Annotated in this window: 15 protein-coding genes; 12 read left to right on the top strand and 3 right to left on the bottom strand. The window is 50.1% G+C overall.

All coding sequences use genetic code 11. The annotated features are described in order from the left end of the window. The first annotated feature begins 12 nt into the window (after positions 1 to 12). The 11 genes from G461_RS24505 to ppiC all read left to right on the top strand — a co-directional run bounded on the left by G461_RS24505 (position 13) and on the right by ppiC (position 12,339). Entirely contained in the window at positions 13 to 762 is a 750-nt protein-coding gene (locus tag G461_RS24505; RefSeq protein ID WP_084429315.1) for an MlaA family lipoprotein, read from the top strand. Between the two features lie 261 nt (positions 763 to 1,023). Then, positions 1,024 to 2,025, top strand: coding sequence for a response regulator (locus G461_RS0116350; RefSeq protein ID WP_026972647.1), 1,002 nt, complete (start codon positions 1,024 to 1,026; stop codon positions 2,023 to 2,025). A gap of 349 nt (positions 2,026 to 2,374) precedes the next feature. After that, complete coding sequence (gene wecA, locus G461_RS0116345) at positions 2,375 to 3,463, top strand: UDP-N-acetylglucosamine--undecaprenyl-phosphate N-acetylglucosaminephosphotransferase (RefSeq protein WP_245587186.1); 1,089 nt, start codon at positions 2,375 to 2,377, stop codon at positions 3,461 to 3,463. A gap of 268 nt (positions 3,464 to 3,731) precedes the next feature. Continuing rightward, positions 3,732 to 4,637, top strand: coding sequence for a sulfate adenylyltransferase subunit CysD (cysD, locus tag G461_RS0116340; protein WP_026972645.1), 906 nt, complete (start codon positions 3,732 to 3,734; stop codon positions 4,635 to 4,637). 84 nt (positions 4,638 to 4,721) lie between these two features. Continuing rightward, positions 4,722 to 6,143: a sulfate adenylyltransferase subunit CysN gene (gene cysN / locus G461_RS0116335; protein ID WP_026972644.1), complete on the top strand. Its 1,422-nt coding sequence runs from the start codon at positions 4,722 to 4,724 to the stop codon at positions 6,141 to 6,143. Further along, positions 6,143 to 7,870 (top strand): SLC13 family permease, encoded by a 1,728-nt coding sequence (locus G461_RS0116330; protein ID WP_026972643.1) that lies wholly within the window; start codon positions 6,143 to 6,145, stop codon positions 7,868 to 7,870. Before cysN ends, G461_RS0116330 begins: the two co-directional genes overlap by 1 nt. Positions 7,871 to 7,902: 32 nt before the next feature. Further along, entirely contained in the window at positions 7,903 to 8,511 is a 609-nt protein-coding gene (gene cysC, locus G461_RS0116325; protein ID WP_051333620.1) for an adenylyl-sulfate kinase, read from the top strand. Positions 8,512 to 8,520: 9 nt separating this feature from the next. Then, positions 8,521 to 9,480 carry a DHHA1 domain-containing protein gene (locus tag G461_RS0116320; protein WP_026972641.1) on the top strand — a complete coding sequence of 320 codons (960 nt, stop codon included), beginning with the start codon at positions 8,521 to 8,523 and terminating at the stop codon, positions 9,478 to 9,480. A gap of 61 nt (positions 9,481 to 9,541) precedes the next feature. Then, positions 9,542 to 10,708, top strand: coding sequence for a nucleotide sugar dehydrogenase (locus G461_RS0116315; protein ID WP_026972640.1), 1,167 nt, complete (start codon positions 9,542 to 9,544; stop codon positions 10,706 to 10,708). A 184-nt stretch (positions 10,709 to 10,892) separates the two neighbouring features. Further along, a complete protein-coding gene (gene rfbB / locus G461_RS0116310; RefSeq protein ID WP_026972639.1) occupies positions 10,893 to 11,963 on the top strand; it encodes a dTDP-glucose 4,6-dehydratase in 1,071 nt (356 codons plus the stop codon). A 94-nt stretch (positions 11,964 to 12,057) separates the two neighbouring features. Further along, entirely contained in the window at positions 12,058 to 12,339 is a 282-nt protein-coding gene (gene ppiC / locus G461_RS0116305; protein ID WP_026958053.1) for a peptidylprolyl isomerase PpiC, read from the top strand. Here ppiC and G461_RS0116300 read toward each other — a convergent pair. Continuing rightward, complete coding sequence (locus G461_RS0116300; RefSeq protein WP_157360345.1) at positions 12,336 to 12,590, bottom strand: hypothetical protein; 255 nt, start codon at positions 12,588 to 12,590, stop codon at positions 12,336 to 12,338. The genes ppiC and G461_RS0116300 overlap by 4 nt on opposite strands. A 229-nt stretch (positions 12,591 to 12,819) precedes the next feature. Between G461_RS0116300 and G461_RS0116295 the strand changes: the two genes are divergently transcribed. Next, entirely contained in the window at positions 12,820 to 12,999 is a 180-nt protein-coding gene (locus tag G461_RS0116295; protein WP_035480461.1) for a hypothetical protein, read from the top strand. Between the two features lie 53 nt (positions 13,000 to 13,052). Here the strand turns inward: G461_RS0116295 and torD are convergent, their stop codons facing one another. Then, positions 13,053 to 13,694 carry a molecular chaperone TorD gene (gene torD, locus G461_RS0116290; protein ID WP_051333619.1) on the bottom strand — a complete coding sequence of 214 codons (642 nt, stop codon included), beginning with the start codon at positions 13,692 to 13,694 and terminating at the stop codon, positions 13,053 to 13,055. 35 nt (positions 13,695 to 13,729) lie between these two features. Further along, positions 13,730 to 16,195, bottom strand: a complete 2,466-nt coding sequence (gene torA, locus G461_RS0116285) for a trimethylamine-N-oxide reductase TorA (protein WP_026972635.1) — start codon at positions 16,193 to 16,195, stop codon at positions 13,730 to 13,732. Positions 16,196 to 16,203: the final 8 nt, after the last annotated feature.

Below are 16,203 nucleotides of genomic sequence, written 5' to 3'. Positions count from 1 at the left end.
AAAGGATGACTAGTGTTACGTCGTATTCTTATTCTGACAGTGTTTTGTTGGTTTGCTCCGGCCATTGCCGACGAGCAAACGCCTCCCCAAGACGGGTTTTACGACCCCTTCGAGGGCTTTAACCGCTACAGCTGGCGGTTTAACTATGAAGTGTTAGATAAACCGCTGTTTCGTCCGGCAACCCATGCCTATGCTCGACATGTTCCCTTTGGCGTGCGTGAGTCGTTAAACAACGTGATTCGAAATCTCGAAGAGCCCGCTAGCGCTATCAACCATTTGCTGCAGCTAAACCCACAGGGGGCGGCTAACAGCGTAGTGCGGTTCTTGTTTAACTCTACTTTCGGGATCGCTGGTATCTTCGACATCATGGGCTGGAGCGGCGTGACGCGCGATATTGCCGAGTTCAGTGACACGATGGGTTACTACGGCGTACCCGACGGCCCATTCTTGATGATTCCGGTGCTTGGTCCTTCAACTGTGCGTAACGAGGTGGGCGACTTTATCGACGGATTCGCTTCGCCATTGTCGTTGACTTGGGCTGAGCGCATCATCCGTTGGGGCGTTGATGGCCTGTACAAACGTGCGGCAGTTATAGACCAAGAGCCCTTACTAGATAACTCACTCGACAGCTATACCTTCATCAAAGACGCCTATCTGCAGTACCGCTTGTACCGTTTCTATCGTGGTAAGCCTCCCACGGCTGACCAAGGCGATATAGATTCCGCCCTCGACGATTACCTTGACGAAATTGATAACTTCTAGTCGTTGCCGCTAGTTTAAGCCTGAACCACCGGATACTCTTGGTGGTTCAGTGACCTGCCTAACGAATATCTACCTAGTTTTTGGTAAAACGCCTCGGTTTAGCCTTCTATTGACTAAGCTTTAGTTAAGAAGTTCAACATAAAAACAAGTTTTGACTGCGTTTTGAGTGATTAGACTCAATATGAGCGTGTAAAGCTAGTGATAAGTGTCTGGTTAACATATAGTTTTTATGAAAGTTATGAGGTTAGGCAACAACGCTCCATGGAATTAGGTGACATATCCCCGTTAGACGGCATATCAGTGCTTATCGTTGAAGACGAGTTAGTTTTTCGCCGTCAACTCTCAGCGTTTCTTTCAAAGCTTGGTGCAAATGTGACCACCGCTGATGATGGGCTCAGTGGCTTAGAGCTACTTGGAAAACACACTTTTGATGCGATCCTGCTCGATGTGGTGATGCCTAAGCTCGATGGCGTGGGTTTTTTGCAACAGGTTTCTCCGCCTCCAGTACCAGTGATTGTAATATCGGGAAAGAGTAACTTGGACGACCTGCGCAAGGTGATGACCTTGGGAGCGACCGACTTTCTGGTTAAACCGATCGCCGATTTCAATGAGCTGGCGAACACCATACTAACCGCGATATCAGACAAAGAAGAGACTGAGCTGCAATTGGAGTTAGCTGAGTTATCTGAACACAAAAACGCGCTTCGCGAGCACGATTCTCAGGCGACTCGGGTGTTTAATGACATACTGCCCGCTGAATCAGCGATGCTGGCGGACTATTTTTATCACTATCAAGTTACCGGATACTCTTTGCTTCCCTTGCTTGGCCAAGTTGGGAACGATCGGGTCGCGGTTGCAGTGTTGGACTTAAGTACGCTTGCTCAGGATGCTGTGATTGCTGCTGTGATTGCCAATGGCTATTTTCAAGATCTATGGGATCGCCATGCAAGGGGCACAGATAAACGAGCAGAGTATCCTTCAGAAGCGCTCGAAGGTTTGAACCGAATCGTCTATGGCGCTGATCTAAAAGCGCCGCTTTGCTGTTTTTACGCGTTGTACGATAGTCACAACGTCACTTTCGCGAATGGTGGGGTACTTGGGTTAGAGGCCCCGTTCCAGGATTTTCATCCAGACCTACCACTAGGCTCGAGCTCAAGGGGGACTTGGGATACCCATATTTACAAGGTACCGTCTTCTTCGTTGGTCATATCTAAGCACAACCTGATTAACGACAAGTTGAAAATTAAGTTACTTCCTTCTTGAGAAGCCAGGACAACTCGCATCAAGCTATGGCTAGCTCTTTCTTTCGTATTTATAACAGAACGGTGATCTGTGTTTGAGTTACTTAGAATGTGCGTTAGTTCTTGACAAGTCTGGGCTGGAAAGGCTGCGGCCTTTTGTGGCAGGTACTTACAGAGAACATACAGACAATGTAGGTGATCTGAGCTGATGAAAAAGCCTAAAGTATATCAATGGGCGATGATATTTTGTGCGACTATTCGCTGTAGGGGATTACTTTTGCCTGCTCTTTTGCTATTGTTGCGCTAATTATATGCCGCTTCGTACAATGGAAGTTAGAAGCAAGTTTCATGAGGTTTTAATGGTATCCTCCATGTTTTCCTTGGTCATTGCCTATCTTTGTACCTATTCTTCGATTAAGCTTTTGAAGCCCGTCGCTCTTCGGATTGATCTTGTCGACCGCCCAAACTCTAGAAAGCTCCACAATGGAGCTGTTCCATTAGTTGGTGGAATATCTGTGTTTTTGGGACTATGCGCGGGTTTGCTAGTTGTAGAACAACCTTTCCAGCACAGTACTCTCCTTTACGTGATCGCTTCAGCGGGTATGGTAACGATTGGAGTTATCGATGATAAAAGGGACTTGCGTGTAAGCACCAGAATCTGGGGGCAGCTATTAGCTGCTAGCATCATGGTGTTTGCGTGTGGGCAAAGTATCTCAGAGGTAGGTAACCTATTTGGTCAGGGCTCAATAAGCTTGGGAGTGTTGTCTGTTCCTTTTACCTATTTGGCAGTCTTAGGGGCTATTAACGCTTTTAATATGGTAGATGGGATAGATGGATTAATCGGCGGATTGACAATAAGTTCAGTGATGTCAATGTCTATTCTTTTTCTACTGGCAAACCAGTCTTCTCAAGCGATGTTTTGCTTGATATTGGCGTTTGCGATACTGCCTTACTTACTGTTCAATCTTTGTAGAGCCGATCACCCCAAAAAGCGAAAAATTTTTATGGGGGATGCTGGCTCAATGTTCATTGGTTTGACAGTTGTGTGGCTGCTTTGTATCGGTAGCCAAGGGGATACTGCTGCATTTTCTCCCGTCACCGCGCTTTGGATTATCTCTCTTCCCCTTATAGATATGGTTGGTGTAATGCTTAGGCGGGTGCGAAAAGGTCAATCACCATTCTTGGCTGACAGAGATCATTTGCATCATATTTTTCTGCGGGCAGGGTTTAACTCAAAGCAGACTCTAACCGTGATCACTTTGGCTAGTGTTGCTTTGGGTTTAGTAGGCATTGCTCTTCAGATAACTGGAGCGCCTGAGTCGGTATCTTTTGTCGCTTTTATTGCTGTCTTCGCTATGTACAGTTACGGACATAAGCACATATGGCAAGTTTTAAAAGTTGTGCGGAAGATAGACGCTGTAAAACGACTACGCCGTCAGAACCGTATTCAGTATAGGTAGGCTTGCAGGCTGCCGTGGGCAAAGCGGCAGGTTCGTGCTTTAGCGCTATTGAGCGCCCGTCGGTGGGTTGTAGATTTGCGCGTAAAGAGGATTTGCATTTTTGCGCGTCCTCTCAGCTACTTTGCTTGGAGCAGCGATAAAACCGCTCATTCGTTTGTCGTTATTCGTTTTGGCTCTAAAACATACTGATTTCATTTCAAAATACTATGGCGTAAAGGATCTACTTCACATATTCTGGCTTCAACGGACAAGGAGAACCAGAAGCTTTATGAACAGTTATGACCTTACCCACCTAAAAGCTCTCGAAGCCGAGAGTATCCATATTATTCGTGAGGTTGCCGCTGAGTTTGACAACCCAGTCATGCTGTATTCCGTCGGAAAGGACTCTGCGGTAATGCTTCACCTGGCCCGAAAGGCCTTCTACCCCGGGAAGATTCCTTTCCCGCTACTGCATGTCGATACCGACTGGAAATTCAAAGAGATGATCCAGTTTCGCGATCGCATGGCCAAGGACTACGGCTTTGAGCTGTTGGTCCACAAAAACCCAGAAGGTTTAGCCCAAGGTATTGGTCCCTTTACTCACGGCAGTGCGGTCCATACCGACGTGATGAAGACCCAAGCGTTAAAACAAGCGCTGGATAAATATCAGTTTGATGCAGCTTTCGGTGGGGCGCGCCGCGATGAAGAAAAGTCGCGTGCAAAAGAGCGTGTTTATTCGTTTCGAGATAAGAACCACCGCTGGGATCCTAAATCACAACGCCCTGAGCTTTGGAACACCTATAACTCCAAGGTGCACAAAGGCGAGAGCATTCGAGTATTCCCGCTTTCTAACTGGACCGAGCTGGATATTTGGCAGTACATCTACCTAGAGAACATTGAGATTGTTCCGCTGTATCTTGCTAAGGAGCGACCCGTTGTTGAACGCGATGGCACCCTGATTATGGTTGATGATGACCGTATGCCGGTGGACCCAAGCGAAATCCAACAGAAAATGGTGCGCTTTAGAACGCTCGGTTGTTACCCACTGACCGGTGCCGTTGAGTCTGAAGCGACCACGTTACCCGAAGTGATTCAGGAAATGCTTCTAACCAAAACCTCTGAACGACAGGGTAGGGTTATCGATCACGACAGCGCGGGTTCGATGGAGAAGAAGAAAATGGAAGGCTACTTCTAGGCCCTAAAGCTATCCCCACCACACCATAGATTATATGCTGGTGCCACATGGCGCTAGCGGGATGAACAAAGTCCGGAGGATTTGATGTCTCATCAATCAAGTTTGATTGCGTCTGATATACAGGAGTATTTGGCGCAGCACGAAAGAAAACAACTACTGCGCTTATTAACTTGTGGCAGCGTGGATGACGGTAAAAGCACCCTAATTGGTCGCTTGCTGCATGACTCGAAGATGATTTTTGAAGATCAGTTGGCAACCATCAAGAATGATAGCAAGCGCTTTAATACCACCGATGGAGAGTTTGATTTGGCTCTGCTGGTAGATGGTCTTCAGTCAGAGCGAGAGCAGGGCATTACCATTGACGTCGCATATCGTTATTTCTCTACCGACAAGCGTAAGTTTATTATCGCCGATACGCCGGGGCACGAGCAGTATACTCGCAACATGGCGACAGGCGCCTCAAACTGCGAACTGGCAATTTTGATGATTGACGCTCGCTATGGGGTGCAGGTGCAAACCCGTCGCCACAGCTTTATTGTTTCTTCACTGGGTATCAAGCAAGTAATTGTGGCTGTCAATAAGATGGACTTGGTGGACTTCTCTGAAGAGCGCTTTAACGAAATCAAAGCAGAGTACGAAGCGTTCGCGGCTAATCTAAATATCGAAGACATTAAGTATGTTCCTATCTCTGCGTTAAACGGCGACAACGTGGTGGAGCGTAGTGAGCAAAGTGCCTGGTATCACGGCGATACGCTAATGGGTATGCTTGAGAGCGCGCCGATTACCTCTGGCCTTAACTTCGACGACTTCCGTTTCCCTGTTCAATATGTGAACCGGCCAAATCTCGATTTTCGTGGCTTCTGTGGCACGATTAGCTCGGGTATTGTGCGTAAAGGTGATGAGGTTATGTCGTTGCCTTCAGGTAAGGTTTCCAAGGTGAAGAGCATTGTCACATTCGACGGTGAACTCGAAGAAGCATATGCCCCCATGGCGGTGACCTTAACTCTGGAAGACGAAATCGATGCGAGCCGCGGTAACATGTTGGTGCATACCAACAACCAGCCAGAGGTCAGCTCTGCGGTAGAGGCGACCATTGTGTGGATGGCTGAAGAGCCGATGATTGCCAACAAGCAGTATGACTTTAAGTTGGCCAGCAAAGCAACTGCAGGCTCGGTCGAGAGCATCGACTATCAAATCGATGTGAATACCTTGGAGCAAAAAGAGGCGGTTCGCCTTAACTTGAACGAAATTGGTCGCTGTCAGGTGCAGTTCAACCAAGACGTGTGCTTTGACCCTTACGACAAAGCGCACGGTACCGGTTCGTTCATCATTATCGACCGCATCACTAACGTAACGGTTGGCGCGGGTATGATTGTCGGCAAAGGTCGCGAGTCAGAAAAGAGCTCATCGGCTCACTTCTCTGCCTTCGAGCTGGAGTTAAACGCGCTCATCCGTAAACACTTCCCGCATTGGGATGCGAAGGACCTTCGCGACTTCCTCAAATAATGGACTTCGATGTAGTCTTGGTGCTGGCGACCTTTGTTGCCACCATCATCGGATTAGTCCGTTTTCAGCAGTACCCTGCCCATGTCTTTGGTGCATTGCTGCTGTTTTTACTTGCCAGCGGCCTAGTTGGTGAGGAAGCTATGCTGCGCAGTATGGCAAACCACGGTCTAGTTACCTTGGTGCTGCTGATGATTTGCTCGTTGGCGCTAGAGAAAACGCGCTTGCTGCGTGTGGTTACCGCTAAGATTATCCGACCTGATTTTCGCTTAACCTGGCTTAAGCTTTATGGCTCGGTGACTTTTCTGTCGGCGATACTCAACAACACCGCGGTGGTCGCTACGCTACTCAGCCCTATACGTAACAACCCTTATCACCCCTCAAAACGCCTGTTAATACCCTTATCGTTTGCTGCGATTTTTGGTGGCACGCTTACCTTGGTGGGAACCTCGACCAACTTGATTGTGAACTCAATGTATCTCGAGACGACAGGGGAGAGCCTGAACTTTTTTGACTTCACTCTAACCGGCTTAGTGATTACCTTAGTCTGTGGTGGCGCATTGTTTGTGTTTTCAAAAAGTTTACCTAATCAAGGGGTTCAAGAAGGGGACTTCCATCGCTATTTTGTTGATGCCAAGGTCCAGCCTGAGTCTAAACTGATTGGGCAAACGGTGGAGCAAGCAGGGCTGCGTCATCTTGAGTCATTCTTCTTGGTGGAAATCGTTCGGGATGGACGCCTGATCAGCCCGGTATCTCCGCAACAATTGATTGCTGAGGGTGACAGGTTGGTGTTTGCTGGTGATGTGAAAAAGCTTATGCAGCTCACTCAATTTGAGGGCCTCAAGCTGTTTGCTGACCAGAACGGTTTACTCGGCTCCAACCTGCGTGAAGTGGTGGTGCGAGAAGAAAGTGTGCTGGTGCGTAAAACCCTAAAAGATATGGGCTTTCGCGCGCGCTTCGATGCTGCGGTTGTGGCCATTCGTAGAAGCGGAGAGCGGGTCTCGGGCAAGTTGGGTGACTTCAAGCTACGCGCGGGTGATTTCTTGGTACTGGCCGTGGGCGATGATTTCGATGGCCGCCAGAACCTCGATAAGAACTTTATCATGCTGACCGACGTTGAAGCGGAAAGTCGGCTGACCGGCTGGCGAGAAACAGTCGCCGTTGGTGGGTTTTTAGCTGCAATTGCCGCATCTGCAGTTGGGCTTATGAGCCTGCTGAAGGCGACAACGCTACTGTTGGGAGTGTTATTTGCTACTCGCTGTTTAACACCGAATGAAGCGTTACGGCGCTTTCCTTTAACCATTTGGCTGATTGTCTCGACCTCGCTGATGCTGTCATTTGCCCTTATCGATACCGGCTTGATCCAACAGCTTTCCAGTCAGCTAGATGGAAGCGTAGGACCTGAGCAAGCCATGCTCGCTTTGGTAGTAATTTATTTTCTGACCTATGGGCTTACTGAATTGGTTACCAATAATGCAGCAGCTGCATTGATGTTTCCCATCGCCTATGGCGTTGCCCAAGGGATGGGGCTCAACCCATTGACCTTTGTAATGGCGGTGGCCTTTGCGGCTAGCTCGAGCTTTATTAACCCCTTTTCTTATCAGACAAACCTGATGGTATTTAACGCAGGACGTTACAAACTAAAAGATTTTGTGAAAGTGGGTCTGCCGATCTGTTTGTTTTATAGCGCTTCGGTATTATTGACTCTTCCGGTAATTTTCCCGTTCTAATTCGCGGCTTTAGGATTCAAAAAGGAATGACTATGGATAACATCAGTGAAAATGTGGTCTGGCATGCCCACAGTGTATCTCGCGATAATCGTATTGAAGCCAAAGGCCATCGGCCCTGTGTACTGTGGTTTACCGGCCTAAGTGGCTCTGGTAAGTCGACGGTGGCGAATGCTGTGGATCACCTGTTACATAAGCAAGGCGCTCATACCTACGTACTGGATGGCGATAATATTCGCCACGGCCTCAATGGTGACCTGGGTTTTACCGATAAGGACCGAGTGGAAAACATTCGCCGAATCGGTGAGGTTTCGAAATTGTTCGTAGATGCCGGATTGATAGTTTCTACAGCATTTATCTCACCGTTTAAGGCAGACCGTGAGCTGGTTCGAAAGTTGCTGGGCGAGGGCGAGTTCTTCGAAGTGTTTGTGGATACCCCCATCGAGATATGCGAGCAGCGTGACCCTAAAGGGCTTTATAAGAAGGCGCGAGCCGGTGAGATCCGCAACTTTACCGGGGTCGATTCAGCCTATGAACTGCCTGAGTCTCCCGATATTCATATCAAAACTACCGAGCACGACATTGAAGGTTGTGCGCAGTTGGTTCTGGACGCTCTCCGTAAAGCTGGCGTAATCAGCGCTTAAGGGGGCCGAGTGACCTATATCGATGTTTTTAATGGCGACGCCGATGGTATTTTAGCGTTGCTGCAACTGCGTCTTGCCGAGCCACGTGATAGCCGCTTGGTGACCGGCGTAAAACGCGATATTCAACTGCTGGACAAGCTCGATTTTGATGGTGAAGAAGTGATCACTGTGCTGGATATCTCTATGGAGAAAAACCAGCAGGGCTTGAAGCGCGCACTTGCAGCGGGCGCAGAGGTTAGCTATTTCGATCATCATCGCCCCGGTGAAGTACCGGTTGACCCAAGGCTTACAGCTACTATCGATATGAACCCTGAAGTGTGTACCGCGTTGCTGGTAGACAAGCACTTAGGGGGGCTGCATCATCTTTGGGCGATTACCGCGGCTTATGGCGATAACCTGATTGCGGTGGCGGATCGTCTATCTGAAGAGGCTGGACTAAGTAAACAGCAAGCTCAGCAGCTAAAAGAGTTTGGCACCTTGATTAATTACAATGGCTATGGCGCCAGTGTTAGTGATCTCCATTATGAGCCTGCTGAGTTGTTTAAAGCCTTACTCCCTTTCTCCGACCCGTTCGATGCGATAGCCCAAGCTGATTCACCTTACCATCGGCTCAAGGATGCCTACAGCGAGGATATGGCTAACGCGCAAGCGATTGGGTTGAGCTATAAGTCTGAGTGGCTCGAAGTGTGTACGTTACCTAATCAGCCCTGGAGCCGCCGCGTGAGTGGCGTCTTGGGAAATGAGCTCGCTAATCAGCAGCCAGAGAAGGCTCATGCCGTGTTCACCGAGCTGGGGGATGGAAGTATGTTGGTTAGTTTGCGAGCTCCTCTGGTGAACAAGACCGGTGCTGATGAGATTTGCTCCTCGTTTGCAACGGGGGGAGGGCGCAAAGGGGCCGCAGGGATTAACTCCTTACCAGAAGAAGAAATTCCTAGGTTTATCCAGACAGTTGAAGCAAAATACAAATAATACTGATAGAAGAGAGCCGATGTCGAATCGGCTTTCGCACGTTTGATACACTGGAAAAAGTATGAACATAACCGTTGTCGGGACAGGCTATGTAGGCTTGTCTAATGCTGTTCTTTTGGCGCAGAAGAACCCTGTTGTCGCATTAGATATAGACCCTGATAAGATTGCGCTTCTAAACCAAAAAAAATCGCCGATTGTCGATGCCGAGCTTGAGCAGTATTTACAGTCCAAACCGCTCTCTTTAACCGCCACAACTGACAAACAACTCGCGTATAGACATGCTGAGTTGGTTATTGTCGCAACGCCAACCAATTACGATCCTCAAACCAACTTCTTTGACACCTCCTCAGTGGACGCAGTGATTCAAGATGCTAAACAGTTAGCTCCAGATGCACTGATTGTGGTCAAATCGACGGTGCCTGTGGGCTTTACGCGCGATGCGCGGGAGCGCTTTGAGCATGATAACGTCATCTTTTCTCCAGAGTTTCTACGTGAAGGCCGCGCACTGTACGACAATCTGCACCCATCGCGGATAGTTGTGGGAGAGAAAAGCGAACGAGCAGATACCTTCGCCCGCCTACTAGCCAGCTGTGCAGAAAAGCAAGACATCGAGATCTTGCTCACCGGCTCCACTGAAGCAGAGGCTATCAAGCTGTTCGCCAATACCTACCTAGCAATGCGGGTAGCTTATTTTAATGAGCTCGATAGCTACGCAGAGACCCATGGCTTGGATACTCGCCAAATCATCCAAGGGGTGGGGCTCGACCCGCGCATTGGTACTCACTACAACAATCCATCATTTGGCTACGGTGGTTACTGTTTGCCAAAAGATACCAAGCAGCTATTGGCTAACTACCAAGACGTACCCAATAACTTGGTTCGCGCTATTGTCGATGCCAATACCACTCGGAAAGACTTTATCGCGGAATCAATTATCAAGCGCAAACCTAAACGTGTTGGTGTTTATCGCCTGATAATGAAAGCTGGGTCTGATAATTTCCGAGACTCTTCGGTACAAGGCATTATGAAGCGCATCAAAGCCAAGGGCATCGAAGTAGTGGTATATGAGCCTGTGCTTAATCAGTCAGAGTTTTTTCACTCCCGGGTTGTAACTGACTTGGACGAGTTTAAAGCGGAGTGTGATGTGATTGTGGCTAATCGCTTGGTAGATGAGATCCGTGATGTAAGCGATAAGGTGTATACTCGCGACCTGTTTGGTAGCGATTAAGCGCATCCATGGGTGCACTCCTTGATGATGAGGAGTGCTATCTCTCACCAAAGTCCATAGATTTCGCTTTGCTGTATCGTCACTGTTTTGGCATGTATCCCTGGACACATAGATTGCTTAGAATGACAGTATTGTCGTTTAGTCCCCAGCGTTTCAAGCAAAAGCGGCAGGGGTTATGGAAAGCATGAACATTTTGGTCACCGGAGGAGCCGGGTTTATTGGCTCCGCATTTATCCGCCACGTCATAAGCAGTACTCCCCACAGCGTTATTAACCTTGATAAGCTGACCTATGCGGGTAACCTTAGCTCGCTGCAATGCGTTAGCGGCTCTTCTCGTTATCAGTTCGCTCAAGGCGATATAGCGGATGAACAGTTGGTCTCTAGTTTGCTCACAACGCATAACATCGACAAGGTGATTAATCTAGCGGCAGAGACCCATGTGGACCGCTCGATTGATGGCCCTGCTGCATTTATGCAGACCAACATTATGGGGACTTATAGTTTGCTCGAGGCCTGCCGGACGTACTGGCTTTCTCTCTCATCAGATGCAAGAACAGCGTTTCGCTTCCATCATGTATCCACCGATGAAGTGTTTGGTGATTTGGCCAGTGATGCGCCGGGCTTTAGTGAGGCAACCCCCTACGCGCCGAGTAGCCCATACTCTGCCTCTAAGGCCTCAAGTGATCACTTGGTGAGAGCTTGGCATCGTACCTATGGTCTCCCGGTGGTACTCAGCAACTGTTCAAACAACTATGGGCCGTATCAGTTTCCTGAAAAGCTAATCCCCCTCATCATCCTCAAAGCCTTGTCGGGTCAAGCGTTGCCGGTGTATGGTGATGGTCAGCAGATCCGCGATTGGCTACATGTTGAAGACCACGCTGATGCGTTATACCAAATCTTAACTCGCGGGCGGGTGGGCGAGAGCTACAATGTGGGTGGGCTAAATGAAGTGTCAAACCTAACTGTTGTCGAATCTATCTGTGATGTGCTGCAGCAGCTCGTACTGAACGGAGAGGACAAGCAAGACTATCGCCAGCAGATTAGCTTAGTTGAAGACAGGCCAGGCCATGACCGACGTTATGCGATTGATGCAAGCAAGATCTCCAGCGAGCTTGCTTGGGCACCGAAACATGACTTCGCAACAGGTTTGGCGCAAACGGTGAGTTGGTACTTAGATAATGAAGATTGGTGGGCTCCCTTGCTTTCCGATAGCTATTTGCTGCAACGCTTGGGCGGTAGTAAGCTAAAGGGCTAGTTACTACACGGTAGTAGTGGCTCATTGGTTTATAACTTGCGCAGCTGCTTACACAACGCTAGCATCGCGCTTTTGATTCTCTATAGGTGGCAACATGGCAAACCGCGCTGCAGCATTGCACATTCTGGTAAAAACTCGTGAAGAGTGTCTGGCGATTAAGAAGAAAATCGACAAGGGGGCATCTTTTCAGGAGATGGCCAAGCGTCACTCTACCTGTCCGTCTAAAAAGAAGGGCGGGGATCTCGGTGAGTTTCGCCGTGGGCAGATGGTGCCTGCGTTTGATAAGGCGGTATTTTCAGCAAAAGAGCTTACCGTGGTAGGGCCGGTGAAAACCCAGTTTGGTTTCCACTTGATTAAAGTGCTCTACCTTAACTAGCGGAACAGAATCAGTAACAGGCGCAACAGGGAGTAGGCGCCTCGCAACAGAATCCCACCCAGCACTAGCAGCATAGCGCCTAATGCTACCTCCATTAGTGGATGCCAGCGTAGATCATCAACCCCCACACTTGCGGCAACCAGCAACACACCGAGAAAAAAGCTCATCAGTATCGGGTTGCGGTGTTCTTGCAGATTGTTCTTCCCTGAGAGGGTGAGCATTTGTGGGTTTCTTCTAAGTTGTTGCGGCATTTAGGTCTTCCGGTGTTGCAAAGATGTACATCGTGTAACAACTGTTTGAGTGTTTAGTATCTAATTAGTTCATGTCATTTTTATTTCTTTAGAGAAAAACAGCTCAGTCACGAGAACTATTTGCAAACTAGACTAAAGCTTGACCGTTGCCAGCCGATAACAGGCTACCCAAGTGTTCACACTTTAGTTGGCACTTTGGGTAACATGCATTTGATTGATTGGAGACATCATGCAAGTAGGCGGTTCATCCGTAGCGCAAGCGCTAGAAGTTAAGTCACTGCAAATGGCACAAGGCCGTCAGCAACAAGAAGGCGCCGCAGCACAGGAGCTGATTGCAGCGACTGAGCCTCAGGCACCCAAGCCTTCTTCTAACCTTTCACTAGGTCAGAACGTTGATCTGATGGCGTAAGCGTGTCAGCCAAGCAAAAGCAAGCCCAGCGATATGCTGGGCTTTTTTGTGGGTTACTCTTCTTGAAGCAAACTGAGATCGAGTTTGACGAACTCATACAGTAACAACGAGAGTGCGGCGTAAAGGCCAGTGTGTCTTTGACAGGCGTCAGACCAAGGCTTGAGCGCAGGGAGCAACAGCGAGTTCACCAAATCCACTTGGGCAGTAAGCGCTTGGCGACTTTCCAGGCTCTTGATGGCGAGGTTGCCCATAAGATCCAACACTATGGCGAAGTGATCGGCGGGCTCGTTTGACTCAAGGGTGATACCGAGCTGCCATTGGCTAAGCGCTTCGAGCATCTGTTGGTGAGGCTCTTGGTACATCAATGCGCTGTCATTGGCATATAAGCTCGCATAGGGTGGGGCGGAGCTGCGATGGTCGCCGAGCAGGGTTGTTGCGTAGTCAGCTGCCAACTCTAACTGCGGGTCTTGCATTACCCTTAGTTTTGCCAGCTCATTGCTTACCTTCTCGCAAGCCGGGCGAAGAGTCGGTTCGGTGGCCAGTTGACTGAGTAGCGAGCTCCCCTGCTCAGAACAAAGAGCCTGTAGCTGCTCGCTAGTTAGCTCCCGGATCAGCAGTGATGAGAACCACCAATACAAACTGGCGCGTCCTTCCATGGCTTGCTTTATCGCTTGTTGCTCTAACTTATTTTCCATTTATAGGGCCATCGTTATTTAGGACCATTGTTTGCTTAAGTCGGGGCTACTTCACTCGGCCCACCGAAGGCGGTCACCTCAGGCGCAGTGCCCTGGAACTTCTCTATGCTGACTAGGCAGGTGTTGGCCGAGGTTGCCTGCGCCAGCTTGGAGCTACCAAGGTCGAGCGTCACGGTATTGGGGTCGCCATAGGTGTCTAGCGCGCCCATCTTCTCATCCTCCGGCCCATACCAAGCCCCTTCATGGATGCGCACGACGCCTTGTGGGTAGTTGTCGCTAACCACTGCTCCGGCTAGTAGTTGCCCCCGGTCATTGAACACCCGCACCAAGTCGCCATCACTGATGCCGTATTGCTTGGCATCTTGAGGGCTCATATAAATCGGCTCGCGCCCTTGCACGGCATAGCGCTCACGCATCGGCTTGGACTCGCACATCTGTGAGTGGAGGCGGTAGTCGGGGTGGCAGGACTGCAGCCACAGGGGATGCTTGTCTGAGCCCGGGCCGCCGTGGGAGCGCTCGGCTTTCTCCATCCAAGTGGGGTGACCCTTGCAGTCGTCGTAGCCGAAGCTGGCAATCTTGCGGCTGAAGATCTCGATAAAACCAGACGGGGTGCCCAGCGGGTTAATCTCAGGGTCTTCGCGAAACGCGGCATGGTGTACGTAGTTGTTCATACCATCGAACAATACGATGCCATCTTGCCAGAACTGCTTAAACTCCGGCATCACATAGCGGTCTTTGTTGGCTTCCCTGCACTCTTGGTAGAGCGACGCTACCCATTCCATCTCATCCATGCCCCGGGTGTACTGCTTGTGTTTGTCAAAGCGGCGACATAGCTCGGTCATTATCTCGAAGTCGGTGCGGCTTTGATAAAGCGGATCAACCAGCTTTTGCATGGCTATCACGCCTCGTACGCAGTAAGAGCCGTACACGTCGATATCGTTGCGCTCGAACTGAGTACATGCGGGAAGCACAATATCAGCATGGCGGCAGGTGGCCGTCCAGGCAAAGTCGATGGCAACCACCGTTTCGAGCTTCTCGAAGGCTCGCTTCATGCGGTTACGATCTTGATGATGGTGCCAGGGGTTATTCCCTGAGAACACCATCATCTTGATGTCGGGCAGGGTAGAGGTTGTGCCGTTGTATTGAATCTTTTTACCCGGCTCGAGGATCGCATCCACCCAGCGAGCGACTGGAATGGTCGAGCTGTAGCCCTGGTAATCGCTGTTTTGATGGACTCGGTCTTCGGGCCGATCGGGATTAAGCGGAAACGCCCCCGGTGCACTGGCGCCAGAAGCCGGCACACCAATTGAGCTGTAGTGGTGGGCGTAGCTTACACCGCCACCGGGCAGTCCAATCTGACCGAGCATCGCAGCAAGGATTGCTCCCATCCAGTAGGGCTGTTCGCCGTGTTGCTGGCGTTGTAGCCCCCAACCAAAAATCAACTGGGTGCGCTCCGCTGCCATTAGTCGCGCCAGCTCTTTGATGCGCTCTGCATCAACCCCACAGATCTGGGCCGCCCATTCGGGGGTTTTGGCGATCTTATCTTCTCCTTCGCCCATCACATAGGGAATGAAATCCTCAAAACCGAGGGTGTAGGTGTCGAGGAAATCTTGGTCGTGCAGTTCTTCGCTATAGAGGGTATGCGCCATCGCCAGCATCATGGCTACATCGGTCTGTGGATGAACGTATTGCTGCTCGCAGTTAAGTAGGTGCTGGGTCTTGGATTTTACCGGATCGATGGAGATAACCCGGATATTGCCATCGGCCACTTTGGCCTGCAGTTGCTTGAGGTAATCGAAGCTTTCGTGGGTCTCGCAGTTCCAGCCCACTTGCAGGTTTTTCGCAAGATCGGTGGCCCAAAGGACGATGACTTTGCTGTTTTCTAGAATGAGTGGCCACGAGGTGCCTTGGGCATAGACCTCAGTAGAGCCGGTCACGTAGGGCATAATGGTCTGCCCGGCGCCGGTGGAATAATCGCCCACCTTGCGGATGTAGTTGCCGTGCATGCCTACCGCGCGCTGCATATGGTTATTGCAGCTGTGCATTTGTCCGGTTTGGCGCCAGCCTGTTTGGCCGGCGTGCAGGGCCCACGGTCCATAAGTGGTTTGCACGCGCTCTAGCTCTTGATAGAACAGGTCCAGAGCTTGGTCCCAAGTGACCCGAATAAAGCGGTTGTCGCCACGTGTGCTTGGGTTGGCCTTGCCGCGGTTCTTGTACCATTCATAGCGCACCATGGGATAGCGGATCCGCGATGAGCTATAGATAATCCCCTTGATGCCTTCGAGCATCTCGGTGGGGGTCTGGTCAAATTCGTAGGGCTTGAGCTCTACCACTGTGCCGCCAGCGATGCGCGCGCGAAAAGCGCCCCAGTGCGAGCCGCTAATCTTCCAGGTCTCTTCAGCCGCTTTGGCGCTAAGTGGTGCTAACAGGCTGGGGCCCACCATGGCGGCCCCGCCGCTACCCAGAATCCCTTTGAGAAAACTACGTCGTGAAAGTGCCATAGTGTGCT

This window comes from Aliagarivorans marinus DSM 23064 (assembly GCF_000429485.1).
GTDB classification, from domain to species: domain Bacteria; phylum Pseudomonadota; class Gammaproteobacteria; order Enterobacterales; family Celerinatantimonadaceae; genus Aliagarivorans; species Aliagarivorans marinus.
Note: the sequence above shows the minus strand (reverse complement) of the source record. Positions and strands in the feature narration are given on the sequence as shown.